Source organism: Streptomyces sp. NPDC088747 (assembly GCF_044751025.1).
Classification (GTDB): Bacteria; Actinomycetota; Actinomycetes; order Streptomycetales; family Streptomycetaceae; genus Streptomyces.
The window spans coordinates 190,989-216,226 of record NZ_JBIVKZ010000003.1 but is presented as its reverse complement, the minus strand read 5'-3'; the positions used below and the strand labels follow the sequence as shown (position 1 = coordinate 216,226).

21 protein-coding genes and 1 riboswitch are annotated in these 25,238 nt (G+C 68.6%); of the genes, 10 read left to right on the top strand and 11 right to left on the bottom strand.

Going from position 1 to position 25,238, the window contains the following annotated elements; all coding sequences use genetic code 11:
- Positions 1-47 precede the first annotated feature (47 nt).
- From def to ACIP79_RS09340, 3 genes are all read left to right on the top strand, one after another.
- Positions 48-698 (top strand): peptide deformylase, encoded by a 651-nt coding sequence (gene def / locus ACIP79_RS09350; protein ID WP_401221408.1) that lies wholly within the window; start codon positions 48-50, stop codon positions 696-698.
- A gap of 383 nt (positions 699-1,081) precedes the next feature.
- Entirely contained in the window at positions 1,082-2,167 is a 1,086-nt protein-coding gene (gene cyc1 / locus ACIP79_RS09345) for an epi-isozizaene synthase (RefSeq protein ID WP_401222092.1), read from the top strand.
- On the top strand, positions 2,164-3,534 hold the full coding sequence (locus ACIP79_RS09340; protein WP_401221405.1) for a cytochrome P450: 1,371 nt from the start codon (positions 2,164-2,166) through the stop codon (positions 3,532-3,534). The genes cyc1 and ACIP79_RS09340 overlap by 4 nt, the downstream gene beginning before the upstream one ends.
- Before the next feature lie 24 nt (positions 3,535-3,558).
- On the opposite strand, the gene ACIP79_RS09335 is transcribed toward ACIP79_RS09340, so the two are convergent.
- The gene (locus ACIP79_RS09335; protein WP_401221402.1) at positions 3,559-4,524 is read right to left on the bottom strand and encodes a GlxA family transcriptional regulator; all 966 of its coding nucleotides are present in this window, start codon (positions 4,522-4,524) and stop codon (positions 3,559-3,561) included.
- Between the two features lie 94 nt (positions 4,525-4,618).
- On the opposite strand from ACIP79_RS09335, the gene ACIP79_RS09330 reads away from it, so the two are divergent.
- Positions 4,619-4,813, top strand: coding sequence for a hypothetical protein (locus ACIP79_RS09330; protein WP_401221399.1), 195 nt, complete (start codon positions 4,619-4,621; stop codon positions 4,811-4,813).
- Between the two features lie 52 nt (positions 4,814-4,865).
- Here the strand turns inward: ACIP79_RS09330 and ACIP79_RS09325 are convergent, their stop codons facing one another.
- From ACIP79_RS09325 to ACIP79_RS09295, 7 genes are all read right to left on the bottom strand, one after another.
- Positions 4,866-5,822 (bottom strand): ribonucleotide-diphosphate reductase subunit beta, encoded by a 957-nt coding sequence (locus tag ACIP79_RS09325; RefSeq protein WP_383681792.1) that lies wholly within the window; start codon positions 5,820-5,822, stop codon positions 4,866-4,868.
- A gap of 68 nt (positions 5,823-5,890) precedes the next feature.
- Positions 5,891-8,278, bottom strand: coding sequence for a ribonucleoside-diphosphate reductase subunit alpha (locus ACIP79_RS09320; protein ID WP_401221397.1), 2,388 nt, complete (start codon positions 8,276-8,278; stop codon positions 5,891-5,893).
- Between the two features lie 132 nt (positions 8,279-8,410).
- A riboswitch (cobalamin riboswitch) is annotated at positions 8,411-8,520 on the bottom strand.
- 323 nt (positions 8,521-8,843) lie between these two features.
- Complete coding sequence (gene mctP / locus ACIP79_RS09315) at positions 8,844-10,451, bottom strand: monocarboxylate uptake permease MctP (protein ID WP_401221394.1); 1,608 nt, start codon at positions 10,449-10,451, stop codon at positions 8,844-8,846.
- Entirely contained in the window at positions 10,448-10,714 is a 267-nt protein-coding gene (locus ACIP79_RS09310; RefSeq protein ID WP_401221391.1) for a DUF3311 domain-containing protein, read from the bottom strand. The genes mctP and ACIP79_RS09310 overlap by 4 nt, the downstream gene beginning before the upstream one ends.
- 137 nt (positions 10,715-10,851) lie before the next feature.
- A complete protein-coding gene (locus ACIP79_RS09305; protein ID WP_401221388.1) occupies positions 10,852-11,049 on the bottom strand; it encodes a YbdD/YjiX family protein in 198 nt (65 codons plus the stop codon).
- Entirely contained in the window at positions 11,021-13,159 is a 2,139-nt protein-coding gene (locus ACIP79_RS09300; protein ID WP_401221385.1) for a carbon starvation CstA family protein, read from the bottom strand. The genes ACIP79_RS09305 and ACIP79_RS09300 overlap by 29 nt, the downstream gene beginning before the upstream one ends.
- 147 nt (positions 13,160-13,306) lie before the next feature.
- Positions 13,307-14,071 (bottom strand): GntR family transcriptional regulator, encoded by a 765-nt coding sequence (locus ACIP79_RS09295; RefSeq protein ID WP_326720757.1) that lies wholly within the window; start codon positions 14,069-14,071, stop codon positions 13,307-13,309.
- A 405-nt stretch (positions 14,072-14,476) separates the two neighbouring features.
- Here ACIP79_RS09295 and ACIP79_RS09290 point away from each other — a divergent pair, with 405 nt between their 5' ends.
- The 4 genes from ACIP79_RS09290 to ACIP79_RS09275 all read left to right on the top strand — a co-directional run bounded on the left by ACIP79_RS09290 (position 14,477) and on the right by ACIP79_RS09275 (position 19,167).
- Positions 14,477-15,757, top strand: a complete 1,281-nt coding sequence (locus ACIP79_RS09290; protein ID WP_383681761.1) for an extracellular solute-binding protein — start codon at positions 14,477-14,479, stop codon at positions 15,755-15,757.
- An 84-nt stretch (positions 15,758-15,841) separates the two neighbouring features.
- Complete coding sequence (locus ACIP79_RS09285) at positions 15,842-16,831, top strand: carbohydrate ABC transporter permease (protein WP_401221382.1); 990 nt, start codon at positions 15,842-15,844, stop codon at positions 16,829-16,831.
- A complete protein-coding gene (locus ACIP79_RS09280) occupies positions 16,828-17,658 on the top strand; it encodes a carbohydrate ABC transporter permease (RefSeq protein ID WP_383681764.1) in 831 nt (276 codons plus the stop codon). The genes ACIP79_RS09285 and ACIP79_RS09280 overlap by 4 nt, the downstream gene beginning before the upstream one ends.
- A 9-nt stretch (positions 17,659-17,667) precedes the next feature.
- Positions 17,668-19,167, top strand: coding sequence for a glycoside hydrolase family 3 protein (locus ACIP79_RS09275; RefSeq protein ID WP_383681766.1), 1,500 nt, complete (start codon positions 17,668-17,670; stop codon positions 19,165-19,167).
- A gap of 600 nt (positions 19,168-19,767) precedes the next feature.
- Here the strand turns inward: ACIP79_RS09275 and nagB are convergent.
- Both nagB and ACIP79_RS09265 read right to left on the bottom strand, forming a co-directional pair.
- Complete coding sequence (gene nagB / locus ACIP79_RS09270) at positions 19,768-20,553, bottom strand: glucosamine-6-phosphate deaminase (RefSeq protein ID WP_401221377.1); 786 nt, start codon at positions 20,551-20,553, stop codon at positions 19,768-19,770.
- A gap of 168 nt (positions 20,554-20,721) precedes the next feature.
- Positions 20,722-21,474, bottom strand: a complete 753-nt coding sequence (locus tag ACIP79_RS09265; RefSeq protein WP_401221374.1) for an SDR family oxidoreductase — start codon at positions 21,472-21,474, stop codon at positions 20,722-20,724.
- Between the two features lie 97 nt (positions 21,475-21,571).
- Between ACIP79_RS09265 and ACIP79_RS09260 the strand changes: the two genes are divergently transcribed.
- On the top strand, positions 21,572-22,264 hold the full coding sequence (locus tag ACIP79_RS09260; protein ID WP_401221371.1) for a TetR/AcrR family transcriptional regulator: 693 nt from the start codon (positions 21,572-21,574) through the stop codon (positions 22,262-22,264).
- A 499-nt stretch (positions 22,265-22,763) separates the two neighbouring features.
- Complete coding sequence (locus tag ACIP79_RS09255; RefSeq protein ID WP_387185986.1) at positions 22,764-24,230, top strand: sensor histidine kinase; 1,467 nt, start codon at positions 22,764-22,766, stop codon at positions 24,228-24,230.
- Between the two features lie 463 nt (positions 24,231-24,693).
- On the opposite strand, the gene ACIP79_RS09250 is transcribed toward ACIP79_RS09255, so the two are convergent.
- Positions 24,694-24,951: a WhiB family transcriptional regulator gene (locus ACIP79_RS09250; RefSeq protein ID WP_006380970.1), complete on the bottom strand. Its 258-nt coding sequence runs from the start codon at positions 24,949-24,951 to the stop codon at positions 24,694-24,696.
- Positions 24,952-25,238: the final 287 nt, after the last annotated feature.

Sequence of the window (25,238 nt, the reverse complement as noted above, 5' to 3'; positions counted from 1 at the left end):
AGGCTGTACCCGCAGATTTCAGGGATTCAGGAAGGCGTACGTCGGTCATGGCGCAGCAGGACACCGATCAGCAGCACGCGGGCGTGCTCCCCGTGGACGACGAGGGCTTCGTCATCGACACCGAGGACGGCGAGGAGCGCGAGGGCGCCTACCGCGAGCGCGGCACCTCGCGGCCGATCACCGTCGTCGGGAACCCGGTGCTGCACAAGGAGTGCAAGGACGTCACCGACTTCGGCGACGAACTGGCGCAGCTGGTCGCCGACATGTTCGCCAGCCAGCACACCGCCGAGGGCGTGGGCCTGGCCGCCAACCAGATCGGCGTCGACCTGAAGGTCTTCGTGTACGACTGCCCCGACGACGACGGCAAGCGGCACACCGGCGTGGTCTGCAACCCCGTGCTGGTCGAACTGCCCGCCGAGCAGCGCCGCCTGGACGACAGCAACGAGGGCTGCCTCTCCGTGCCGACCGCGTACGCGCCGCTGGCCCGCCCCGACTACGCCGAGGTCACCGGGCAGGACGAGCGCGGCAACCCCATCAAGGTACGCGGCACCGGCTACTTCGCCCGCTGCCTCCAGCACGAGACGGACCACCTGTACGGGTACCTGTACATCGACCGGCTCTCCAAGCGCGAACGCAAGGACGCGCTGCGGCAGATGGCCGAGAACGAGCCTCGCTACCCGATCGTGGCGAACGACTGAGGTTCCGCGGCGACGGGACTGAGCTGCTTGGACGAGCGGCCGCGGCGCTCCCGTGAACGAGTGGGACAGAAAATGACAGCTGGTGCTCACGATCTCTGGTGAGCCGCCATCGTGGGTGCACTTGGACGACGCCTGGTCAGGAACCTCCTGACCAGGCGTCGTTCGTATGTGCGTCGCACGTTCGATCCCTTGTGCTCATCGAGTGATCCAGATTCAGTCATAGGAGGGGAGATTCTCGGCACCATGGGGTAGTGAGTGGAGCAAATCCGTTCCCAGAACGGTCAGTTGTGGTGCTGAATAGGAAGTGCGGGGATACGCAACGGCGCACGCCCGGCACAGCGGAAGGGGCGCGACGCCAACAGGCGGCTGAGAGGGGTTTGTTCGTGCATGCTTTCTCACGGAGCACTTCATCGACACCAACAGTGGTCGCGGTTCCACCGGCGCTCTCTCTCCCGGTGATCGAGGCCGAGTTTCCCCGTCAACTGCACCCGTATTGGCCCCGGCTCCAGGAGAACACCAGGGCCTGGCTCCTCGAAAAGCGGCTGATGCCGCCCGACAAGGTCGAAGAATATGCCGACGGCCTGTGCTACACGGACCTCATGGCGGGCTACTACATAGGCGCCCCCGATGAGGTCATGCAGGCGATAGCGGACTACAGCGCGTGGTTCTTCGTCTGGGACGACCGCCACGACCGCGATGTGATCCACCGCCGGCCGGGTGCCTGGCGGAGGCTCAGGTTCCAGTTGCACGCGGCCCTCGATTCACCCAGGAACCACCTGCACCACGAGGATCCGCTGGTCGCGGCGTTCGCGGACAGCATGGTGCGGCTGTACTCGTTCCTCGGCAAGGAGTGGAACGAGCGGTTCGCGCTCCACTTCCACGCGGTGATCGAGGCGTACGACCGCGAGTTCCACAACCGCACCGCAGGCACCGTCCCGTCGGTCGAGGAATACCTCGAACTCCGTCGGCTGACATTCGCGCACTGGATCTGGACCGACCTTCTCGAACCCAGTGCGGGATGTGAACTCCCGGCCTCGGTCCGGAATCACCCGGCCTATCGGAAGGCAGCTCTGCTCAGCCAGGAATTCGCCGCCTGGTACAACGACCTGTGTTCGCTCCCCAAGGAAATCGCGGGCGATGAGTTCCACAATCTCGGAATCAGCCTCATTCATCACGAAGGGCTGACGATCGAGGAAGCCGTGACGGAAGTCCGGTGGCGCGTCGAGGAATGCATCAGTGAATTCTCGATCGCCGAGAAGGACGTATTACGGCTCGCCGCGACACTCGCCGACGGGACGGTGCAGGGAACGGAAGTGAGCGTCGCCCTGAAAGCGTGTCTGGGCAATATGCGGAACTGGTTCAGTTCCGTGTACTGGTTCCACCACGAGTCCGGCCGTTACATGGTGGACAGCTGGGACGACCGCTCCACACCCCCGTACGTCAACAATGAAGCGGCAGGTGAGAAATGACCGTCGAGTCCGTGCGCCCTGACGTTCCTCAGACGCTGGAGCCGTCCGTCCCGCCCCTCGCGGGCGGCGGCGTGCCTGGCCTCGGCCACGGCTGGAAACTGGTCCGCGACCCGCTGGGCTTCCTGGCCCAGCTCCGCGACCACGGCGACGTCGTCCGGCTGAAGCTCGGCCCCAAGACGGTGTACGCGGTCACCAGCTCCGAGCTCACCGGGGCGCTGGCGCTCAACCCCGACTACGAGATCGGCGGCCCGCTGTGGGAGTCCCTCGAAGGGCTCCTCGGCAAGAAGGGCGTCGCCACCGCCAACGGGACGCGGCACCGGCGCCAGCGGCGCACGATCCAGCCCGCGTTCCGGCTCGACATCATCCCCGAGTACGGGCCGATCATGGAGGAGGAGGCGCGTGCGTTCGCGGCGCGCTGGGAGTCCGGAAGGGTGGTCGACTGCACGACGGAGTCGTTCCGAGTCGCCGTGCGGATCGCGGCCCGCTGCCTGCTGCGCGGCCAGTTCATGGACGAGCGGGCCGAGCGGCTGAGCATCGCGCTCGCCACCGTCTTCCTCGGCATGTACCGGCGCATGGTCATACCGGCCGGACCGCTCTATCGGCTGCCGCTGCCGGCGATCCGCAAATTCGACCGCGCATTGGCCGATTTGCATGCACTTGTCGATGAGATCATCGATGAGCGCCGTACATCTGGTCAAAAGCCGGACGATTTGCTGACAGCATTGCTGGAGGCGAAGGACGACAACGGCGACCCGATCGACGAACAGGAGATCCACGACCAAGTCGTCGCGATACTCACTCCGGGCAGCGAAACCATCGCGTCCACGGTCATGTGGCTGCTACAAGTGCTCACCCAGTATCCGGAAGAGGCGCGACGGATCAGTGAGGAGGTCGAATCCGTCACGGGCGGGCGACCGGTGGCATTCGGCGATGTCCGGAAGCTGTCGCACACGAACAATGTCGTCGTCGAGGCGATGCGTTTGCGTCCCGCCGTCTGGATATTGACGCGGCGGGCGGTGACCGAAACCGAGCTGGGCGGCTATCGCATTCCGGCCGGTGCCGACATCGTCTACAGTCCGTACGCCGTCCAGCGCGACCCGCGGTCGTACGAGCGTCACCTCGATTTCGATCCCGACCGGTGGCTTCCGGACAGGTCCAAGGAGCTGCCGAAGTACGCGATGCGCCCCTTCAGCGTCGGTAACCGGAAGTGCCCGAGCGACCACTTCTCGATGGCCCAGCTGACCCTCATCACGGCGACGATCGCCTCCAGGTGGCGCTTCGAGCAGGTGTCCGGATCCAACGACGCGACACGCGTCGGCATCACGCTTCGGCCGGACCGGCTGCGGCTGAAGGCCGTCGCGCGCTGACCCCGCGTCCGTACTGGTGCGCGTTCAGGCCGCCTGCGGGCCCCTGAACGTGCGCCGGTACGCCTGCGGGGTCGTCCCCAGACTCCGGACGAACTGGTGGCGCAGCGCGGCCGCGTTGCCGAAGCCGGTGCGGCCCGCGATGGCGTCCATCGTCTCGTCCGACGCCTCCAGCAACTCCTGCGCCAGCAGCACCCGTTGGCGCAGGATCCAGCGGTAGGGCGTGGTGCCCGTCTCCTGCTGGAAGCGGCGCGCGAAGGTGCGCGGTGACATGTGGGCGCGGGCCGCGAGCTGCTCGACGGTCACCTCCTCGTCGAGGTTGCGCTCCATCCACACCAGCACCTCGCCCACCGTGTCGCACTCGGCGCGCGGCAGCGGGCGCTCGATGTACTGGGCCTGACCGCCGTCGCGGTGCGGCGGCACCACCATGCGCCGCGCGATGGCGTTCGCGACCTCCGGCCCGTGCTCCTTGCGCACGATGTGCAGACAGGCGTCGATGCCGGCCGCGGTACCGGCCGAGGTGATCACCGGGTCGGCGTCCACGTAGAGCACGTCCGGCTCGACGATCGCCCGCGGGTACTGCCGGGCGAGCAGCTCGGCATGGTGCCAGTGCACGGCGCAGCGCCGCCCGTCCAGCAGTCCGGCCGCGCCGAGCACGAAGGCGCCGGAGCAGACGCTGAGCACCCGGGCGCCGCGGTCCACCGTCCGGCGCAGCGCCGCGAGCAGATCGGGCGGGTAGTCCCGTACGGCGTAGGCGCTGCCGGCCGGGACGACGACCAGGTCGGCCTCGTCGAGGCGGTCCAGGCCGTACGGGGTGGAGACCGTGAACCCGGGGACGTGCGTGGTGAGCGTCGGGCCCTCGGCCGAGACGACCGCGAAGTCGTACACGGGCAGGCCCTCGTCGCCGCGGTCGAGGCCGAACACCTCGCAGACGACGCCGAGTTCGAAGGGGTGCACGCCGTGGAGCAGCGGGACGGCCACGTTCTTCAGCATGTTCTCCAGTGTGCCTCAGAAGTGGCAGTAATTCGAGGGTGTGCGGCAGTCCTGCCACTGACCTCGGCGGCCGATCGGCGCGACAGTGGAGGACATGAACGCACTCACAGACACACTCACCGTCCTCGGAATCCTCCTGATCCTGGCCCTCCCCGCGCTGGTCGGGTACGCCCACGAGCTGCGCGTCGACCGGCAGCTGCGGGCGGCGGGCGCCCACCGGTCCGGCCGGGACACGGCCGGCCGCGAGCGGCGCGGCCTCACCGCGCACGATGTCGCGCGGGCCGCTTGAGAACCGACAGGGCGACCGTCCCGGGCCGCGCGTTCCGGGACGGTCGCAGCCGCTAGAAGTCCTCGTCCAGGTCGACGGTCCCCTCGACCGCCACCTGGTACGCCGACGGACGGCGCTCGAAGAAGTTGGTCAGCTCCTGGACACCCTGGAGCTCCATGAACGAGAACGGGTTCTCCGAGCCGTACACCGGGGCGAAGCCCAGCCGCTGGAGCCGCTGGTCGGCCACGCACTCCAGGTACTGGCGCATCGAGTCGGTGTTCATCCCCGGCAGTCCCTCGCCGCACAGGTCGCGCCCGAACTGGAGCTCGGCCTCCACGGCCTCCCGCAGCATGTCGGTGACCTGCTGCTGAAGCTCGTCGTCGAAGAGGTCGGGCTCCTCCTTGCGCACGGTGTCGACCACCTCGAACGCGAAGGACATGTGCATCGTCTCGTCGCGGAACACCCAGTTGGTGCCGGTCGCCAGGCCGTGCAGGAGGCCCCGGCTGCGGAACCAGTAGACGTAGGCGAAGGCGCCGTAGAAGAAGAGCCCCTCGATGCACGCGGCGAAGCAGATCAGGTTGAGCAGGAAGCGGCGGCGGTCGGCCCGACTCTCCAGCCGGTCCAGCTTCTCGACCTCGTCGATCCACTTGAAGCAGAACTCCGCCTTCTCGCGGATCGAGGGGATGTTCTCCACCGCGTCGAAGGCCGCCGCGCGGTCCTCCGGATCGGGCAGATAGGTGTCGAGCAGCGTCAGATAGAACTGGACGTGGACCGCTTCCTCGAAGAGCTGACGGCTCAGATACAGCCGCGCCTCGGGGGAGTTGATGTGCTTGTAGAGGGTCAGCACCAGGTTGTTCGCCACGATCGAGTCGCCCGTCGCGAAGAACGCGACCAGCCGGCCGATCATGTGCTGCTCGCCCTCCGACAGCTTCGCGAGGTCGGACACGTCCGAGTGGAGGTCGACCTCCTCGACGCTCCAGGTGTTCTTGATGGCGTCCCGGTAGCGCTCGTAGAAGTCCGGGTAGCGCATCGGACGGAGGGTGAGTTCGAAGCCCGGGTCGAGCAGGTTCTTGACGGACGCGGTCTTCTGGGGGGAGCTCACTGGCAGGCCTCGCAGGAATCGGGGTTTTCGAGGGAGCAGGCGACGGCGTCCTCGTCGGGGGCCGCCTGCACGGGAATCGGGGGTTGCGCCTGGGCCGCGCGGGCGATGCGGGTCGCCGGGCGGGAGCGCAGGTAGTACGTCGTCTTCAGGCCCGACTTCCAGGCGTACGCGTACATCGAGGAGAGCTTGCCGATGGTCGGCGTCTCCAGGAAGAGGTTCAGCGACTGGGCCTGGTCGAGGAACGGCGTACGGGCGGCGGCCATGTCGATCAGGCCGCGCTGCGGGATCTCCCAGGCCGTGCGGTACAGGTCGCGGACGTCCTGCGGCACCCAGGTGAAGCCCTGCACCGAGCCGTTGGACTCCCGCAGCGCCTCCCTGGTCTGCGCGTCCCACACGCCGAGCTTCTTCAGCTCGGCCACCAGGTAGGAGTTGACCTGGAGGAACTCGCCGGAGAGCGTCTCGCGCTTGAACAGGTTCGACACCTGCGGCTCGATGCACTCGTAGACGCCGGCGATGGAGGCGATGGTGGCGGTGGGCGCGATGGCGAGGAGCAGCGAGTTGCGCATGCCCGTCGTGGCGATACGTTCCCGCAGGGCCGCCCAGCGCTCCGGCCAGTTCAGCTCGGTCTCGTAGTGGTCCGGGTGCAGGACGCCACGGGCCGTACGGGTCTTCTCCCAGGCGGGGAGCGGGCCGTTGCGCTCGGCGAGGTCCGCGGAGGCCTCGTACGCGGCGAGCATCACGCGCTCCGCGATGCGGGTGGAGAGCGCCCTGGCCGCGGGGGAGTCGAAGGGCAGGCGCAGTTTGAAGAAGACGTCCTGGAGGCCCATCGCGCCGAGGCCGACCGGGCGCCACCTGGCGTTGGAGCGGCCGGCCTGCTCGGTCGGGTAGAAGTTGATGTCCACGACGCGGTCGAGGAAGGTGACCGCGGTGTGCACGGTCTCGTCCAGACGCTCCCAGTCGATGTCCCCGGTCGCGGTGTCGACGAAGGCGCCCAGGTTCACCGAGCCCAGGTTGCAGACCGCCGTCTCACCGTCGTCCGTGACCTCCAGGATCTCGGTGCACAGGTTGGAGGAGTGGACGGTGTGGCCCGGCTCCGCCGTCTGGTTGGCCGTGCGGTTGGCGGCGTCCTTGAAGGTCATCCAGCCGTTGCCGGTCTGCGCGAGGGTGCGCATCATGCGGCCGTAGAGGTCGCGGGCCGGAATCGTTTTCCTGGCGAGGCCTCGGGCTTCCGCCTCGCGGTACGCCGCGTCGAACTCCTCGCCCCACAGGTCGACCAGGTCCGGCACGTCCGACGGGGAGAAGAGCGACCAGATGGCGTTCTCGTTCACCCGGCGCATGAACTCGTCCGGGATCCAGTGCGCGAGGTTCAGGTTGTGCGTACGGCGGGCGTCCTCGCCGGTGTTGTCGCGCAGCTCCAGGAACTCCTCGATGTCGGAGTGCCAGGTCTCCAGGTAGACCGCGGCCGCGCCCTTGCGCCGGCCGCCCTGGTTCACGGCGGCGACCGAGGCGTCCAGGGTCTTCAGGAACGGGACGATGCCGTTGGAGTGGCCGTTCGTGCCGCGGATCAGTGAACCGCGGGAGCGGATGCGGGAGTACGACAGGCCGATGCCGCCCGCGTGCTTCGAGAGGCGTGCGACCTGGTGGTAGCGGTCGTAGATGGAGTCCAGTTCGTCCAGCGGGGAGTCGAGGAGGTAGCAGGACGACATCTGGGGGTGGCGCGTACCGGAGTTGAAGAGGGTGGGGGAGGAGGGGAGGTAGTCGAGGCGGCTCATGAGCCGGTAGAGCGCCTCGACTTCGGTGAGGGCGCGCGTTGTGTCGTCCTCCGCCAGGCCGGACGCCACGCGGAGCATGAAGTGCTGCGGCGTCTCGATGACCCTGCGGGTGATCGGGTGGCGGAGGAGGTAGCGGCTGTGCAGGGTGCGCAGGCCGAAGTAGCCGAAGCGGTCGTCCGCGCGTTCGGCGGCGGCGGCGTTGATCAGGGCGTCCAGGCGGGTGGCGTGCAGGCGGGCGAACTCCGCGGTGCGGTCCGCGACCAGGCCCTCGCGGTGGCCGACGGTGACCGAGTCGGAGAAGGTCGTCACGCCCTGGGAGGCGGCCTCGGCGGCGATGCTGATCGTGAGCAGGCGGGCGGCGAGCCTGGAGTAGGCGGGGTCCTCGGAGATGAGGCCCGCCGCGGACTCGGTGGCCAGTTCGCGCAGTTCGGCCTCGTCGGCGCGGGTGGAGCGGCCGCGCAGCGCCGCGGCGGCGACCCGGCCGGGGTCGGCGTCGGGGAGGTCGGCGGTGAGGTCGGTCAGGGTGCGCAGCAGCGCGGCACCGGGGCCGTCGGTCTCCACCGGGTCATGCTGCGTCAGAGCTGCGGCCGGATCGACTGGCGCGATGGTCACGTGGGGCTCTCCCTCGCTCGGCACGGGGCCTTGAGGAGGGCGGGGCACACGAGCGCACGCCCCCGGGCAGGGGTGCGCCGCGTCCACCGGCCCATTCCGCGAGGCCCGGACGTCAATGGCGCCGGGGCCGGACGGCCTGGGCGCGCTGCCGGCAGGTGCTCGGACTTGGTACACCGTTGCGGGACAGTTCCGGATTCGCACCGGATTCCCCTGCGGCGACAGCGAGCATGAGCATACATCTTGTGTCGGGGGGCGGTGGTACCCCCATATGTTGTGTCGCGTTCGCTTCTCTGGGCGTTGAAACCCGTGGGGGGTCGGGGCCGTACCGGAGCATCCGTCCTCGGTCAGGCGCGGAATCGGTCGGGCAGGGGAGGGGGGCGGCGTTGACGCGCCAGCCGCTGCGGGCGGACGTTCCGGCACGTCCCCTGGCGACGGATCAGCCCGTCCGGCGTTTGAGGACGAGGCCGTCCAGGCCGATGGGGGGTCTGGGGGCGCAGCCCCCAGGTACGGGATGGGTAGGGGCGGAGGGGGCGAAAAAATGCTCCCCTCGGCCCCTACCCGGTGGTTAGTGGGTTTCGGCTGTTGCCGGGGAGAGTTCTGTCTGTACGCCCTTGTCGCCGGCGTCTGCCGTGTAGTCCTCGGGGGTTGTCTCGTCGATGCCTTCGGGGGCCTTGGCGGCGCGGAGGGCGAAGGTGAGGATCACCGTGACGACGAGGTTGAGGACGAAGGCTGTCAGGCCGATGTAGCCGATCTCGCCGATGCCGGGGATCTCCTTGGAGCTGCCGCCGAAGTGTTTCTGGGTCGGGGAGGCGACGCCGTACGCAGCGATGGTTCCGTAGAGCATGCCCACGGCCCAGCCGCCCAGGAGGGCCCAGCGGTGGAACCAGCGGGTGAAGAGGCCGCCGACCAGGGCCGGGAAGGTCTGCAGGATCCAGATGCCGCCCAGGAGCTGGAAGTTGATGGCGACCGTCTTGTCCATGGTGAGGACGAAGGCGAGGGCGCCGACCTTCACGAGGAGGGAGACCAGTTTGGAGACCTTGGTCTCCTGGGCGGGGGTCGCGTCGGGCTTGATGAAGTCCTTGTAGATGTTGCGGGTGAAGAGGTTCGCGGCGGCGATGGACATGATGGCCGCCGGGACGAGCGCGCCGATACCGATCGCGGCGAAGGCCACGCCCGCGAACCAGTCCGGGAACATGTTCTCGAAGAGCTGGGGAATGGCGAGTTGACCGTTCTCGACCTTGACCCCGGCCGCGATCGCCATGAACCCGAGCAGGGCCAGCAGGCCCAGCATGAGGGAGTACAGCGGGAGGATCGTGGTGTTGCGGCGGATCACCTCGCGGCTGCGCGAGGACAGGGTCGCCGTGATCGAGTGCGGGTACATGAAGAGGGCCAGCGCCGAGCCGAGGGCGAGGGTGGCGTACGTCCACTGGCCCGCCTCGGCCGGGACGATGCCGCCGGCGCCGGCCGCCGTGTACTTGTCGTTCGCCGCCTTGAAGATCTCGTCGAAGCCGCCGAGTTTGATCGGGATGTAGATGATGGCCACCGCGATCACGATGTAGATCAGGGTGTCCTTCACGAACGCGATCAGGGCGGGGGCGCGCAGGCCCGAGGAGTAGGTGTACGCCGCCAGTACGCCGAAGGCGATGAGGAGCGGCAGGTCCTTGATGAACCAGTTGGTGTTCTCGCCGCCGCCCACGCCCATGACGTCCAGGACCGCCTGGATGCCCACCAGTTGGAGTGCGATGTACGGCATCGTCGCCAGGATGCCGGTCACCGCGACCGCGAGCGACAGGCCCTTCGAGCCGAAGCGGCCTCTGACGAAGTCCGACGTCGTCACGTAGCCGTGCTTGTGCGAGACCGACCAGAGGCGGGGGAGGAACGTGAAGATCAGCGGGTACACGAGGATCGTGTACGGAACGGCGAAGAAGCCCGCCGCTCCCGCCGCGTAGATCGCCGCCGGTACGGCCACGAAGGTGTACGCCGTGTAGAGGTCGCCGCCCAGCAGGAACCAGGTGACCCAGGTGCCGAACGACCGGCCGCCCAGGCCCCATTCGTCCAGGCTCTGCTCGTCGGCCGCCCTGCGCCAGCGTGCGGCCAGGAAGCCCATGACCGTGACGGCCAGGAAGAAGAAGATGAAGACGGCGAGTGCGACGCCGTTCACGCCGTCGTTCATGCTCCGGCACCCCTCTTGCGGGCGCGCTGGTCACGCTGCCACAGCTGGTAGGCGATCACGGTCAGCGCGGTGGAGAGGAGCACCCACAGCATCTGGTACCAGTAGAAGAACGGGATCCCGATGAAGGTCGGGTCCGTCTTCGCGTAGGAGCCCACCCAGAGCATCGCCACGAACGGGGCGAGCAGGCAGAGGGCGATCACCACGCGGACCGGTGTCACCACCGGTGCCGCTGTCGGTGGCTTCTTTTCTGGCACGTCTGACATACGGCGGCTCCGTCCCCTCGCTGATCACCTGTAACGCGCAGGCAATCTAGGTGACGAAGTCCCTTAAGCGGAAGCCCTGTCCGCATATCAGTCCGCAAACGGTCCGGGAGGGGTGGTGGAGGTGTCCTCGGGCGTCCTCAGCAGCAGCGGAATCCCTGGCGGGGGTCCTTCTCCTGGCGGTTCGTTCGCATTCTTTCGAATTCGCGCCGGGAGAGGGTGGGGGTGTCCGGATGGTCCGCGATGTGTGCGACGTAGCGGTCGTACGCGGATTCGTCCGTCAACTCCCTTACGTACCAATGGACTGAGCTAATCGCCCTGCGCAGCGCCGACCGCATCGAGCTCCTCCGCCTTCTCCTTCTTGGTCGGGAACAGCCCGGCCGGGGCGACGATCTTCGACTCCATGTACGGCGTCTCGGTGAGCGTGGAGAGCGCGGGCCGGCGGATGTGACGGACGCAGACCCGGGCCGCGTCCACGATCACGACGACGACCAGGACGGCGAGGACCGCCGCGAGGACACCGTCCACCGTGGAGTTGGTGACGACCGTGTGCATGTCGTCCGTCGTCTTGGCGGGCGGCAGGACCTTTCCGGCGTCGATGCCGTCCTGGTAGACCTGCCGCTGCTTGAAGAAGCCCACGCGCGGGTCGCTGGAGAAGACCTTCTGCCAGCTCGCGGTGAGCGTGACGACCGCGTCCCAGAGGAGGGGGATGCCGGTCACCCAGGCCCACTTGAGGCGTCCGGATTTCACCAGGAGTGTTGTGCAGACGGCCAGGGCGACCGCGGCGAGCAGCTGGTTGGAGATGCCGAAGATCGGGAACAACTGGTTGATGCCGCCCAGCGGTTCGTGGACGCCGACCCAGAGGAAGTAGCCCCACAGCGCGCACACGATGCCGCTGGTGATGACGAGGCCGGGCTTCCAGCTCACGTTCCTGAAGGGCCGGTAGACGTTGCCCAGCATGTCCTGGAGCATGAACCGGCCCACCCGGGTGCCCGCGTCGAGGGCGGTCAGGATGAACAGTGCCTCGAACATGATCGCGAAGTGGTACCAGAAGGCCCTGAGGCTCCCGCCGGTGACCTGCGAGAAGATCTCCGAGACGCCGAGCGCGAGGGTGGGCGCGCCTCCGGTACGGGAGAGCAGGGTGGACTCCTCGACCTGTTCGGCCGCCTTCGCCAGGTCCGCGGGCGAGATGGTGTAGCCGAAGTTCGCGACCGCCTGGGAAGCCGACTCGACGGTGGTGCCGATGACCCCGGCCGGCGCGTTCATCGCGAAGTACAGGCCCGGGTCGACGATGCAGGCCGCGACCAGCGCCATCACGGCGACGGACGACTCCATGAGCATGGAGCCGTACCCGATCATCCGGATCTGCGTCTCCTTCTGGATCATCTTCGGTGTCGTACCGCTGGAGATGAGCGAGTGGAAGCCGGAGAGAGCGCCGCACGCGATGGTGATGAAGACGAACGGGAAGAGCGAGCCCGCGAAGACCGGCCCGTCGCCGCGCGAGGCGAAGTCCGTGACCGGGTCCATCTTGAGGGTCGGCAGCGCGATGAGCACGCCGAGGGCGAGCAGCGCGATCGTGCCGATCTTCATGAAGGTGGAGAGGTAGTCGCGGGGTGCCAGGAGCATCCACACGGGCAGGATCGAGGCGACGAAGCCGTACGCCACCATCCAGATGACCAGGGTGGAGGGGGCGAGGGTGAAGGTGTCGGCCCACGAGGACTCGGCGACCCAGCGGCCCGCGACCAGCGCGAGAAGCAGCAACGCGACGCCGATCAGGGAGACTTCGCTGACCCGGCCCGGCCTCAGCACGCGCAGGTAGAAGCCCATCAGCAGGGCGATCGGGATGGTCATCGCGATGGAGAAGGTGCCCCACGGCGACTGCGCGAGGGCGTTCACGATCACCAGGGCCAGCACACCGAGCAGGATGATCATGATGGCGAAGGTGGCGACCAGCGCGGCGGCCCCGCCGAACGGGCCGATCTCCTCACGGGCCATCTGCCCCAGCGAACGGCCGTCTCGGCGGGTGGAGAAGAACAGGACGACCATGTCCTGGACCGCCCCCGCGAAGATCACGCCGACGATGATCCAGATGGTGCCGGGCAGGTAACCCATCTGCGCGGCCAGTACGGGGCCGACGAGCGGTCCCGCCCCAGCGATCGCCGCGAAGTGGTGGCCGAGCAGCACCCGTCGGTCGGTCGGATGGAAGTCGATGCCGTCGTTCAGCCGCTCCGCGGGGGTCGCGCGGGTCCGGTCGAGCTTGAGCACCCTGTACGCGATGAACTTGGAGTAGAACCGATAGGCGATGGCGTACGAGCCGAGCGCGGCGGCGACCATCCAGGCGGCCGACACCTCCTCGCCCCGCGAGAGCGCGAGTACGGACCAGCCCGCGCCGGCGATGAGCGCCACGAGGGTCCAGATGACGATGGATCGAGTGTTCGTGGTGCGCACCGGGTCGTCCTCCCGTCCATGCGATGACGGAAGGACCGTAGAGCAGGAAGAGGAGCGGCGCCACACCTCTTGCACCACCCCAAGTGGTTTATTCCTGGGGGTGGTTGATACCGACCGACTTGCGGTGGTGGCCGGTCCCGGAGGCCGCTACTCCTGCGGCCGCTTGAGCCGTGCCACGAACTTGTAGCGGTCCCCGCGGTACACCGACCGCACCCACTCCACCGGTTCGCCCTGCCGGTCGATCGAGTGGCGGGAGAGCATCAGCATGGGGAGGCCGACGTCGGTGCCGAGCAGGCCGGCCTCGCGCGGGGTGGCCAGCGAGGTCTCGATGGTCTCCTCGGCCTCGGCGAGGTGGACGTCGTACACCTCGGCGAGCGCGGTGTAGAGCGAGGTGTACTTGACGAGCGACCTGCGCAGGGCGGGGAACCGCTTCGCGGACAGGTGGGTCGTCTCGATCGCCATCGGTTCGCCGCTCGCCAGCCGCAGGCGCTCGATGCGCAGGATCCGGCCGCCCGCGGAGATGTCCAGCAGACCGGCAAGGGTCTCGTCCGCGGTGATGTACCCGATGTCCAGGAGCTGCGATGTGGGTTCGAGGCCCTGGGCTCGCATGTCCTCGGTGTACGAGGTGAGTTGGAGGGCCTGGGAGACCTTCGGCTTCGCGACGAACGTGCCCTTGCCCTGGATGCGTTCCAGGCGGCCCTCGACGACGAGCTCCTGGAGGGCCTGGCGCACGGTCGTGCGGGAGGTGTCGAACTCGGCGGCCAGAGTGCGCTCGGGCGGCACCGGAGTGCCCGGCGGGAGCGTCTCCGTCATGTCGAGAAGGTGCTTCTTCAGGCGGTAGTACTTGGGCACGCGCGCGGTACGGATGGGGGCCCCACCCTCGTTCTCCGCACTGCTGACGTCGGTGCTCATGTTCTGCCTTCCCGGCTCCGGTGCCGAAGCGACCGACCTACCCGATCGGTCACGGCTCACATCGTGGCACGGCTTGCCGCGCGAGTGTCCCCCCGCACGCTCCGTGATCCCCTCTATATACCGTCGGCGTTCCTGGTTGGTCTAGTCCACCGCGCGCGCAAGTGGCCGCCCATCTGTGTGAACAGGGCCGCCTGTTATGCCGCTTACCTACTTAAAGGTCCTTGCATATGTCGGTCCCATAACGTCCGTCTGGGCGGGCTTACACACCCTTGACACCCCTCTAGGTCTAGGCCAAGCTCCCCGTACTGGTCTACACCATTGGTCCAGGTCCCAGCCCCACGGGCAGTACTCGGCGTATGTCACGCGGTGGGCAGGGGGGATTGTGGCATCCCTGAGGAGGATGGCGTGAAGCGCAAGCTGATAGCCGCGATCGGTATCGCGGGCATGATGGTTTCCATCGCGGCGTGTGGGGGCGACGACGGGGACAGCGGCGACAAGGCCGCTGCCGCCGACGGTTTCAAGGGCGAGACCCTGACCGTCTGGGCCATGGACGGCTCCACGCCTCCCGGCTGGACCAAGGACCTCACCGCGGCCTTCGAGAAGCAGACCGGCGCCACGCTGAAGTTCGAGACGCAGCAGTGGAACGGCATCCAGCAGAAGATCACCACGGCGCTCTCCGAGGAGAACCCGCCGGACGTCATCGAGGTCGGCAACACCCAGACCCCCGCCTACGCGGCCACCGGCGGTCTCGCCGACCTCTCGGACCTCAAGTCGGAGATCGGCGCCGACTGGACCGAGGCCCTCAACGCGTCCTCCGTCTTCGACGGCAAGCAGTACGCGGCCCCGTGGTACTTCGCCAACCGCGTCGTCATCTACAACAAGAAGGTCTGGGCCGACGCCGGCATCACGGACACTCCCAAGACCCGCGACGAGTTCTTCAAGGACCTCGAAGCCATCGAGAAGAAGACCAAGGCCGAGCCGATCTACCTGCCCGGCCAGAACTGGTACTTCTTCGACGGCCTCACCATCGGCCAGGGTGCCGACCTGGTGAAGAAGGACGGCGACAAGTACGTCTCCAACCTCGCGGACCCCAAGGTCACCGCGGCCATGGAGATCTACAAGGAGTACCAGGCCTTCTCCAAGGCGCCCAAGGACAAGGACGAGGCGACCCCGCAGCAGGCCGAGGTGTTCGCCAAGGGCGACGTCGGTGCCTTCATCGGCATGGGCTGGGAGGCCGGCACGGCCATCGCCGCCAACAAGGACATCGAGAAGAACATCGGCTACTTCACCATCCCCGGTGAGACGGCCGACAAGCCCGAGGGTGTCTTCCTCGGCGGTTCCAACTTCGCGGTGGCCGCGGGCAGCAAGAAGCAGGAGCTGGCCCAGGAGTTCCTGAAGCTGGCGCTGTCCGACAAGTTCGAGGGCGCGCTCGCCAAGGAGAACGGCGTCATCCCGAACAAGGAGTCGCTGCAGTCCAACCTCACGGCCAACCCCGCCGCGGTGGCCGCCGCCCCGGCTGCGGCCTTCGGTGGCACCACGCCGCTGATCCCCGAGTGGGCCGCCGTGGAGAACGCTCCCAACCCGATCAAGACCTACATGACCGCCGTGCTGAACGGTAAGTCGCCCGCCGAGGCGGCCAAGCAGGTCGAGGACGAGATCAACAAGCGTCTCTCGCAGACGAGCTGATCGCCCGCGCACCGGGGCGTCCCGTGATCGGGGCGCCCCGGTGCCGTGGTGCATGACCAGTAGGGCCACAGAGAGATGGCGAGCATGTCAGTGCAGACCGAACGCGCGGACGCGGTCCCGGCGGCCGGGACCGGCAAGACCGGCGCACCCCCTCCGGGCGAGGGACAGAACCCGAAGCGGAAGCGAGGCGGCGCGTCCGCCCCCTATCTGCTCCTGCTGCCCGCGTTGGCGGCCACCGCGGTGCTCCTCGGCTGGCCGTTGGTGAAGAACGGCATGCTGTCGTTCCAGAACCTCAACCCGCGGCAGCTGATCCTCCACCTCACCGAGTGGAACGGGATCGACAACTACCAAGAGGTCCTGTCCGGCTCGGACTTCTGGAACGTCGTGGTGCGGACGGTCGTCTTCACCGCCGCGAACGTCGTTCTCATCATGGTGTTCGGCACCCTCGTCGGCCTGCTCCTGGCCCGCCTCGGCAAGCGCATGCGGCTGACGCTGCTGCTCGGCCTGGTGCTGGCCTGGGCGATGCCGATGATCGCGGCGACCACGGTCTACCAGTGGCTGTTCGCCCAGCGCTTCGGCGTCGTCAACTGGATCCTGGACAAGCTCGGCTGGCACTCCATGGCCGACTACAACTGGCTCGGCAGCCAGTTCTCCACCTTCTCCGTGGTCACCCTGCTGATCGTCTGGCAGTCCGTCCCGTTCGTGGCGATCAACCTCTACGCCGCGACGACCACGATCTCCAAGGAGCTGTACGAGGCCGCCGCGCTGGACGGCGCCGGCGCCTGGAAGTCCTTCACCTCGGTGACCTTCCCGTTCCTGCGGCCCTTCCTGTGGGCCACGACCTTCCTTGAGATCATCTGGGTCTTCAAGTCGTTCACGCAGCTCTTCGCGATGAACCAGGGCGGCCCTGACCGGCTCACCGAGACCCTGCCGGTCTACGCCTTCGTCGAGGGCGTCGGCAACCAGCACTTCGGCATGGGCGCGGCGATCTCGTTCCTCACCATCCTGATCCTGCTGGCCCTGACCGCCTACTACCTCCGGACCGTCATCAAGCAGGAGGAGGACGAGCTGTGAAGCGCTCTCTGATGGGCCGCGTGTGGCCCAACGCGACGGCGATCGTCCTCTTCGTGATCTGCGCGTTCCCCGTCTACTGGATGTTCGCCACGGCCTTCAAGCCGACCGGCGACATCATCTCCGAGACCCCGGTCTTCTTCCCGACCGACGTGACGCTGGAGCACTTCAGGACGGCGATGGACGCCGACCACTTCTGGACCCTGGTCGGCAACTCCCTGACCGTCACCGTGCTTTCGGTGCTGCTGTCCCTCGTCATCGCGCTCTTCGCGTCCTTCGCCCTCGCGCGGATGCGGTTCCGGGGACGGCGCGGCTTCATCCTCACGTTCATGATCGCGCAGATGGCTCCATGGGAAGTCATGGTCATCGCGGCCTACATGATCGTGCGCGACGCCGACCTGCTCAACAGCCTGGTCCCGCTGACCCTCTTCTACATGATCATGGTGCTGCCCTTCACCATCCTGACGCTGCGCGGCTATGTCGCCGCCGTGCCCAAGGAGTTGGAGGAGTCGGCCATGGTCGACGGCTGCACCCGCACCCAGGCCTTCATCAAGGTGATCTTCCCGCTGCTCGCGCCCGGCCTGATGGCCACCTCGCTCTTCGGGTTCATCACGGCCTGGAACGAGTTCCCCATGGTCCTCATCCTCAACAAGGACATCGAGGCCCAGACCCTCCCGCTGTGGCTGAACAGCTTCCGGACGGTCTTCGGGGACGACTGGGGGGCCACCATGGCAGCGTCCTCGCTCTTCGCGGTACCGATCCTGATCCTCTTCGTCTTCCTTCAGCGCAAGGCCGTCAGCGGCCTCACCTCAGGCGCTGTGAAGGGATAACGCCACCCGATGACGACAATCGCCAGTGGTACGGACACGCTCACGCGCGACGCGCTGACCGTCCTCCAGCCCGGTTTCACAGGAACCACCGCCCCCGACTGGCTGCTCCGGCGGCTGGGGGAGGGCCTGGCCTCGGTCGGCCTGTTCGGCCGCAACATCGCCTCACCCGACCAACTCGCCGCCCTCACAGCCCAGTTGCGTGCCGAACGCGACGACGTGCTGGTGGCCATCGACGAGGAGGGCGGGGACGTCACCCGCCTGGAGGTCCGCACCGGCTCCTCCTTCCCCGGCAACCACGCCCTGGGCGCGGTGGACGACGTCTCCCTGACCCGTGACGTCGCCTTCGAGCTCGGCCGCCGCCTCGCCGCGTGCGGGGTGAACCTCAACTGGGCGCCGTCGGCCGACGTGAACTCCAACCCCGACAACCCCGTGATCGGCGTACGGTCCTTCGGCGCCGACACCGACCTGGTGGCCCGGCACACGGCCGCCTACGTCACCGGGCTCCAGGCGGCGGGCGTCGCCGCCTGCACCAAGCACTTCCCCGGGCACGGCGACACGGCGGTCGACTCGCACCACGCGCTGCCGCGCATCGACGTGGACCGGCCGGTGCTCGACGCCCGCGAACTCGCCCCGTTCCGGGCCGCCATCGCCGCCGGGACGCGTGCGGTGATGAGCGCGCACATCCTGGTGCCGGCGCTGGACGCCGACCACCCGGCCACCCTCTCCCGGCGCATCCTCACGGGCCTGCTCCGCGGGGAACTCGGCTACGACGGCCTCATCGTCACCGACGGCATGGAGATGCGGGCCATCGCCGCGGCCTACGGCATCGAACGCGGCAGCGTCCTCGCCATCGCGGCCGGCGCCGACGCGATCTGCGTGGGCGGCGGGCTGGCGGACGACGACACCGTACGTCTCCTGCGCGACGCCCTCGTCTCGGCGGTACGCACCGGCGAACTCCCCGAGGAACGCCTCGCGGACGCGGCGGCGCGGGTGCGGGACCTGGCCCGCTGGACGGGTTCCGCAGCCTCCGCCGCGTCGGGGACCCACCCTGCCCCGGACGGACATGCCGAGGTCGGACTCGTCGCCGCCCGCCGTGCGCTCGCGGTGACGCGCACCGAGTCGTACGTCCCGGTCACCGAGGCGCCGTACGTCGCCCTGCTCACCCCCGTCGCCAACATCGCCGTCGGCGACGAGACGCCCTGGGGCGTGGCCGCGGAACTCACCCGGCTGCTCCCCGGCACGGAGACCGGCAGCTTCGCCGGTGAGGACGCCGCCGTGGTGGCGCTCTCCGTCGCGGGCCCCCGCCGCGTCGTCGCCGTCGTCCGCGACGAACACCGCCATCCCTGGATGGCGACGGCCCTCGACACCCTCCTCGCCGCCCGCCCCGACACGATCGTCGTCGAGATGGGCGTCCCCCAGGCCCCGCCGAGGGGCACCCTGCACATCGCCACCCACGGCGCCGCGAACGTCTGCGGCCGTGCGGCGGCGGAGGTCATCGCGGGGGAGTAGGCGGCTTTGCGGTCGCGGGTCAGGGGCTGGTGTTCTGCGGTTCTGGGGGGCTGGGGTTGCGCGGGGTGGCTTGGGCCGGTGGTCTGGTGGTCAGTGGTGCCGGTTAGCTGACGGTCTGTGAGGTCGGTGAGCTGATGGTCTGTGAGGTCGGCTCGGGTCAGTGGTCCTCGGGTCCGCTCGGGCCGGTGGCCTGTCGATCCGCTGGGCCGGTCCTGTCCGCCGGCCGACACGGTCCCGGGGCCCGTCCGGTCCGTAGGCCGGTCGAGTCCGGTGATCGTCCGGTCCACAGGCCGGTCGGGTAAGGGGCCGGTCCGGTCCGGTCCGGTGACCGTTCGGTCCGCCGGTCCGCTGGCCGCCGGTCCGTCGGCCCCTAGGCCCGTCGCGCGGGCCGTTGTTCCCTGGACACGAAGGTGCCGGGTCGCCCACGGGGGGTGACCCGGCACCTTCGTACGTCCGCGTCCGCGTCCGGATCCGTGCCGCATCCGGATCCGTGCCCGCGTCCGGATCCGGATCCGGATCCGCATCCGCATCCGCATCCGGATCCGGATCCGGATCCGGATTCGCATCCGTGCCCGCGTCCGGGCGAATACGGTCGGAGCTCTAGATCCCCTGCCAGTCCGGCTTGTTGGCGAAGGTGTGCCGGAAGTAGTCGGCGAGCTTGAGCTTGGAGGCCGCCGCCTCGTCGACGACCACGGTGGCGTGCTGGTGGAGCTGGAGGGCCGAGGCCGGGCAGACCGCGGCGACCGGCCCCTCCACGGTCGCGGCGACCGCGTCCGCCTTGCCCTCGCCCGTCGCGAGCAGCACCAGGTGCCGGGCCTCAAGAATCGTGCCGATGCCCTGCGTGATGACGTGCTGCGGCACCTGCTCGATGTCGCCCTCGAAGAACCGCGCGTTGTCGACGCGGGTCTGCTCGGTCAGCGTCTTGATCCGGGTCCGCGAGGCGAGCGAGGAGCACGGCTCGTTGAACCCGATGTGCCCGTCGGTCCCGATCCCGAGCAGCTGGAGATCGACTCCACCGGCCGAGGCCAGCGCGGCGTCGTAGGCCTCGCACGCCGCCCGTATGCCCTCCGCCGTACCGTCCGGCCCCAGGAACGCCTTCAGGTCCAGCCCGAGCGGCTCCAGCACCTCGCGGCGCAGCACCGAGCGGTAGGACTCGGGATGCTCGGCCGGCAGCCCCACGTACTCGTCCAGCTGTGCGACCCGCGCCCGCGAGGCGTCCACGGCACCGGCCTTCACCTTCGCCGCCAGCGCTTCGTAGATGGGCAGCGGAGTCGAGCCGGTGGCCACGCCGAGCAGGGCGTCGGGCTTGCGTCGGAGCAGCTCCGCCATGGCCTCGGCGATCAGCTCGCCGCCCGCCTTGGCGTCCGGGACGATGACAACTTCCACGCTGGGCCTGCCGATCTGAGAGGGGACTCGACTGGAATCCAATGGAATCCAAAGGGGGACACATGTGGTATAGACCAATCTAGCAGAGCCTCACCAGACCATCGTGTCCAACCCTCGCCGTTCCCGCACCCCGCACGCCGTCCAGGCATGGACGCCCGGGGCCCCGGACTAGGTCAGCGAACCCCCCGTCGCGTCCACCCAGCTGCCCGTCACCCATCGCCCCGCGTCCGAGGCGAGGAACGCCACCACGTCCGCGACGTCCGCCGTGGTCCCCACCCTCCCCAGCGCGGATATCGCCGCCGCCCCGGCCCAGGACTCGTCGCTCGCGCGCAGGAACCCGGCGTTGCTCTCGGTGTCGATGATCCCCGGCGCCACCGAGTTCACGGTGATGCCCCGGGGGCCGAGGACCTTGGACAGGTCGCGGGTGAAGACGTCCAGGGCGCCCTTGGTCATCGCGTACGCCATCTTGTCCGGCATCACCGCGGTCCGCGCGAGCCCCGAGGAGATGTTGATGACCCGGCCGCCGTCCCGGATCCGGTCGAGGCCGTGCCTGACGATGAAGTGGGGCGCCTTCACGTTCACCGCGAAGACCCTGTCGTACTCCCTCTCGTCGATCTCCTCCAGCGCGCTCGACGTGCCGATCCCCGCGTTGTTCACCAGGATGTCCAGCCCGCTCGCGTGCCGGTCGAAGGCCTCCCAGAGTGCCTCCGCGTCGCCCGGCCGCCCGAGCTCCACCCCGATCGCGAACGCCGATCCGCCCGCGGCCTCGATCGCGGCGACGGTCCGGTTCGCGGCCGACTCGTCGCTCCCGTAGTGCACGGCCACCCGCGCACCGTCCCTCCCCAGCCGCTCGGCGATACCCCGCCCGATGCCCCTGCCGCCGCCCGTGACGAGTGCCGTCCTGTCCGTGAGCACACCCATGTCGACGCCCCCTTCGCATTTCTCTAATGGTCGCTACAGAAAAAACCGTACAACAGGCCGCCGACATTTCTCTAGTACCCGCTATAAAATCCATCCCATGGTGAGCAGGCAGGCGAGCGAGGTCCGGCCCGGGCCGGACGACGAATCGGGTGGCGGGGCGGACGACCGGGCAGACGGTGGGTCCAAGGCCAAGGTGGCGGCCAAGCAGCGGGGCCGTCCCCGGTCCTTCGATCGCGAGACCGCGCTGGAGAAGGCGATCCTCGCCTTCTGGGAACACGGGTACGAGGGGACCTCCGTCTCCGACCTGACCCGCGTCATGGGCATCGGGGCGCCGAGCCTGTACGCCGCGTTCGGCGACAAGCGCTCGCTCTTCGACGAGGTGGTCCGGGTGTACGGCACGAAGTACGGCTCGTTCGGTGAGCGCGCTCTCGCCGAGGAGCCCACGGCGCGGGCAGCCGTGCGGCGGATGCTGCGCGAGGCAGCCACCGAGTACACGGAACCGGGCCGTCCACATGGCTGTCTGGTCATCCACGCGGCCACGAACTGCACGACACCCGAGGTCGAGGCGTCCCTGCGGGCGCGGCGCAACGCCAACATCGCCGAGTTCGAGAGCCGTATCAGGGCCGGGATCGCCGCGGGTGAGCTACCGCCGGACACCGACGCGGCGGCGTTCGCCCGGCACACCGGGGCGGTGATCCAGGGGATGTCCCAGCAGGCCCGCGACGGCGCGACCCAGAAGGAGCTGACAGCCCTCGCCGAAGTCGCGATGGCGATCTGGCCCCCATCGTGAACCGTGCCGGGCTAATCTGCGTGGTGGATGCCGACGGGTGCTGGACGGGCGGCCGCCGGGCGAAAACACGGTGACGAACATCCGTCCACCCACCGGCGCGGGCACCATGGACGCGGGCACATGGTCTAGTCCACAATGTTCGGGTAGGACTTCTCGGATAGAACTTCGGCTCTGAACAGGTAGGGCTCGGGCAATGCCTGGGTAGGACTCCAAGAGTTTCAACTGAACAAGCCTCCGTCTTCCCCGCACAGGAAGGCGGACCGAGGAACCGGCGCTCTCTGCCCTGACTGCTCCGGCTCCTCTCTTCGGCCGATCGGGACCGCACACCCCGTGGCCGTTGTTGCTCCGGGCTGCGGTGCCGGGAGGGCTGAGGGTCCCTCTCAGGCGCCGCGGCCCGCGGGTGTCTCCAGCCCCCGCAGTGGCTTCCGTGGCTGCCTCCGCGGACAGCTGATTTCGGGGCCTGTCGTATACGCCGGGTACGCTCGCACATGTGCCCTCCATGAACGACCTCGTCCGCCAGCACACCGCCCTGGGTGATTCCGACCTCGAGTGGCTGCATCTGCTGGTCTCGGAGTGGCAGTTGCTCTCCGACCTCTCCTTCGCCGACCTCGTCCTGTGGGTCCCCACCCGCGACGGCACCCGCTATGTCTCCGTAGCCCAGATGCGGCCCAACACCGGCCCCACCTCGTATCAGGACGACATGGTCGGGCACCTCGTCCCGCGTGGCCGCCGCCCCCTGCTGGACGTCGCGCTGGACGAGGGCAGGATCGTGCGCGAGGGCGATCCGGAGTGGCGCGAGGAAGTCCCCGTCCGGGTGGAGTCCATTCCCGTACGACGTGAGGGGCGGGTCCTCGGAGTCATCGCCCGCAACACCAACCTCCTCACCGTGCGCACCCCGAGCCGGCTGGAGCTGACGTACCTCCAGAGCGCCTCCGATCTCGCCCAGATGATCGCGGCCGGGACCTTCCCGTTCCCCGACCACCAGGTCGACATGGACGCCTCGCCCCGTGTCGGCGACGGGCTGATCCGCCTCGACGCGGACGGAACGGTCCAGTACGCGTCACCGAACGCGCTGTCGGCGTACCACCGCCTCGGCCTGGCCGCCGACCTGGTGGGGCACAACCTCGGCTCGACCACGGCCGAACTCGCGCCGTCCCGGGGGCCGGTGGACGAGGCGCTGTCCAAGGTCGCCAGCGGCTGGGCGCCCCGCGAGTTCGAGATCGAGAGCGGGGAGGGCGTGATCCAGCTGCGCGCGATTCCGCTGAAACCCAAGGGGACCCGGGTCGGTTCCCTGGTGCTGCTGCGTGACGTCACCGAACTGCGGCGCCGCGAGCGTGAGTTGATCACCAAGGACGCGACCATCCGGGAGATCCATCACCGGGTGAAGAACAACCTCCAGACGGTGGCGGCGCTGCTGCGGCTCCAGGCCAGGCGGATCGAGTCGGACCGGGGCCGGGAGGCTCTGGAGGAAGCCGTACGCCGGGTGGGATCGATCGCGATCGTGCACGAGACGCTCTCCCAGAACCTGGACGAGCGGGTGGAGTTCGACGAGATCGCCGACCGGGTGCTAGCCATGGTCGCCGAGATCTCGCCCGGCAAGGTCATCGGCCGACGCACCGGCCGCTTCGGGATTCTGGACGCCGAGGTCGCGACCCCGCTCTCCATGGTCCTCACCGAGATTCTGCAGAACGCCCTGGAGCACGGCTTCCGCGAAGGCGACCGTGGCACGGTCGAGGTCTCGGCGGTCCGCGGCGGCACGACCAAGGACGCCAGGCTCCTGGTCACCGTCCAGGACGACGGGGTCGGTCTCCCCGAGGGCTTCGACCCGCACCGCTCGGGAAACCTGGGCCTCCAGATCGTACGGACCCTCGTGGAGGGTGAGTTGGGCGGCACGTTCGACATGGTGGCGGCCCCGGAGCGCGGCACCCAGGTGATCCTGGACGTTCCGGTACGGGCACAGAAATAAGCGGAAGCGACGGCCGCACCGACGGAAAGCGGCCGCCGGCCGTCCCGGCATCAGCGCCCAGCCCGCCCCAGCCCGCCTCGCCCGACCCCACCCCGCCCTCCGTCGGCCGAACAACTCACCAATTCCTCCACGCAATCCACGCAGAAGCAAAGAGCGAAACGGCCGGAGCGACCCGAACGGCCGGAACGAGTCGACCGGCCGGCCGGAGCGAGCCCAACAGTCCGAGCGAGCCGAACGGTGGGCGCGACCCGAAGACCGAACGGCCGGCGCGCCCCGAACAGCCAGCACCAACACCAGCCCCACCCACCCATGACAGCGACCCCGGACCAACTGCTGGTCCGGGGCCACTGGTTACGCTCTACGCTGCTATGCGCATCGGGGGTACTGCGCGCTGCGGCTCGGGGGCGGGAGATGCGTACTCGCTGTACGCGCCGCCAAGCTCAGGCTCGTGAGGGGTGGAGCGTCAGGCGGTGGCCTGACGGGCTCGGTTGCGGGCGGCGCGGCGCTTCATCGCGCGACGCTCGTCCTCGCTGAGGCCACCCCAGACGCCGGAGTCCTGGCCGGACTCGAGCGCCCACTGCAGGCACTGCTCCATGACGGGGCAGCGGCGGCAGACGGCCTTGGCTTCCTCGATCTGCAGCAGCGCAGGACCGGTGTTGCCGATGGGGAAGAAGAGCTCGGGGTCTTCCTCGCGGCAAACGGCGTTGTGACGCCAGTCCATGGCTGCTACCTCTCCTTGGTATTACATGCACGTTGCTTGTGAATGTGAACGCTTTCACGAATCCCTCAACAAGTGAAGGGCCGACTGTCAGATGACCTGACGTGGTCCTGAGCTTTGAGGAGGGGTTCTGGCTCTTCGTGGGGCCGATGTTGCGGGCCGTCCCGAGCGCCACGTAGAGACTCGCAAACCTCAGCGGCGGATACAACCCCTTCTGGAAAGTTTTTTTTGATTCCTCGGTGTCGACTAGGTCACAGCCGTACTTCCATGGGGTGGACCCTGGTCTAAAC

What these genes read in the sequence shown, in the direction of transcription:
- ACIP79_RS09325 (WP_383681792.1), bottom strand. Translation starts at nt 5,822, where the DNA reads ATGCGCTACCCGGACTTCTACGAGCGCTACCGGGACGCCATCAAGAAC.
- ACIP79_RS09250 (WP_006380970.1), bottom strand. Translation starts at nt 24,951, where the DNA reads ATGGACTGGCGTCACAACGCCGTTTGCCGCGAGGAAGACCCCGAGCTC.
- mctP (WP_401221394.1), bottom strand. Translation starts at nt 10,451, where the DNA reads ATGAACGACGGCGTGAACGGCGTCGCACTCGCCGTCTTCATCTTCTTC.
- def (WP_401221408.1), top strand. Translation starts at nt 48, where the DNA reads ATGGCGCAGCAGGACACCGATCAGCAGCACGCGGGCGTGCTCCCCGTG.
- ACIP79_RS09275 (WP_383681766.1), top strand. Translation starts at nt 17,668, where the DNA reads ATGACGACAATCGCCAGTGGTACGGACACGCTCACGCGCGACGCGCTG.
- ACIP79_RS09310 (WP_401221391.1), bottom strand. Translation starts at nt 10,714, where the DNA reads ATGTCAGACGTGCCAGAAAAGAAGCCACCGACAGCGGCACCGGTGGTG.
- ACIP79_RS09330 (WP_401221399.1), top strand. Translation starts at nt 4,619, where the DNA reads ATGAACGCACTCACAGACACACTCACCGTCCTCGGAATCCTCCTGATC.
- ACIP79_RS09305 (WP_401221388.1), bottom strand. Translation starts at nt 11,049, where the DNA reads ATGCGGTCGGCGCTGCGCAGGGCGATTAGCTCAGTCCATTGGTACGTA.
- ACIP79_RS09295 (WP_326720757.1), bottom strand. Translation starts at nt 14,071, where the DNA reads ATGAGCACCGACGTCAGCAGTGCGGAGAACGAGGGTGGGGCCCCCATC.
- ACIP79_RS09340 (WP_401221405.1), top strand. Translation starts at nt 2,164, where the DNA reads ATGACCGTCGAGTCCGTGCGCCCTGACGTTCCTCAGACGCTGGAGCCG.
- ACIP79_RS09260 (WP_401221371.1), top strand. Translation starts at nt 21,572, where the DNA reads ATGGTGAGCAGGCAGGCGAGCGAGGTCCGGCCCGGGCCGGACGACGAA.
- ACIP79_RS09265 (WP_401221374.1), bottom strand. Translation starts at nt 21,474, where the DNA reads ATGGGTGTGCTCACGGACAGGACGGCACTCGTCACGGGCGGCGGCAGG.
- ACIP79_RS09335 (WP_401221402.1), bottom strand. Translation starts at nt 4,524, where the DNA reads ATGCTGAAGAACGTGGCCGTCCCGCTGCTCCACGGCGTGCACCCCTTC.
- ACIP79_RS09255 (WP_387185986.1), top strand. Translation starts at nt 22,764, where the DNA reads ATGAACGACCTCGTCCGCCAGCACACCGCCCTGGGTGATTCCGACCTC.
- ACIP79_RS09285 (WP_401221382.1), top strand. Translation starts at nt 15,842, where the DNA reads ATGTCAGTGCAGACCGAACGCGCGGACGCGGTCCCGGCGGCCGGGACC.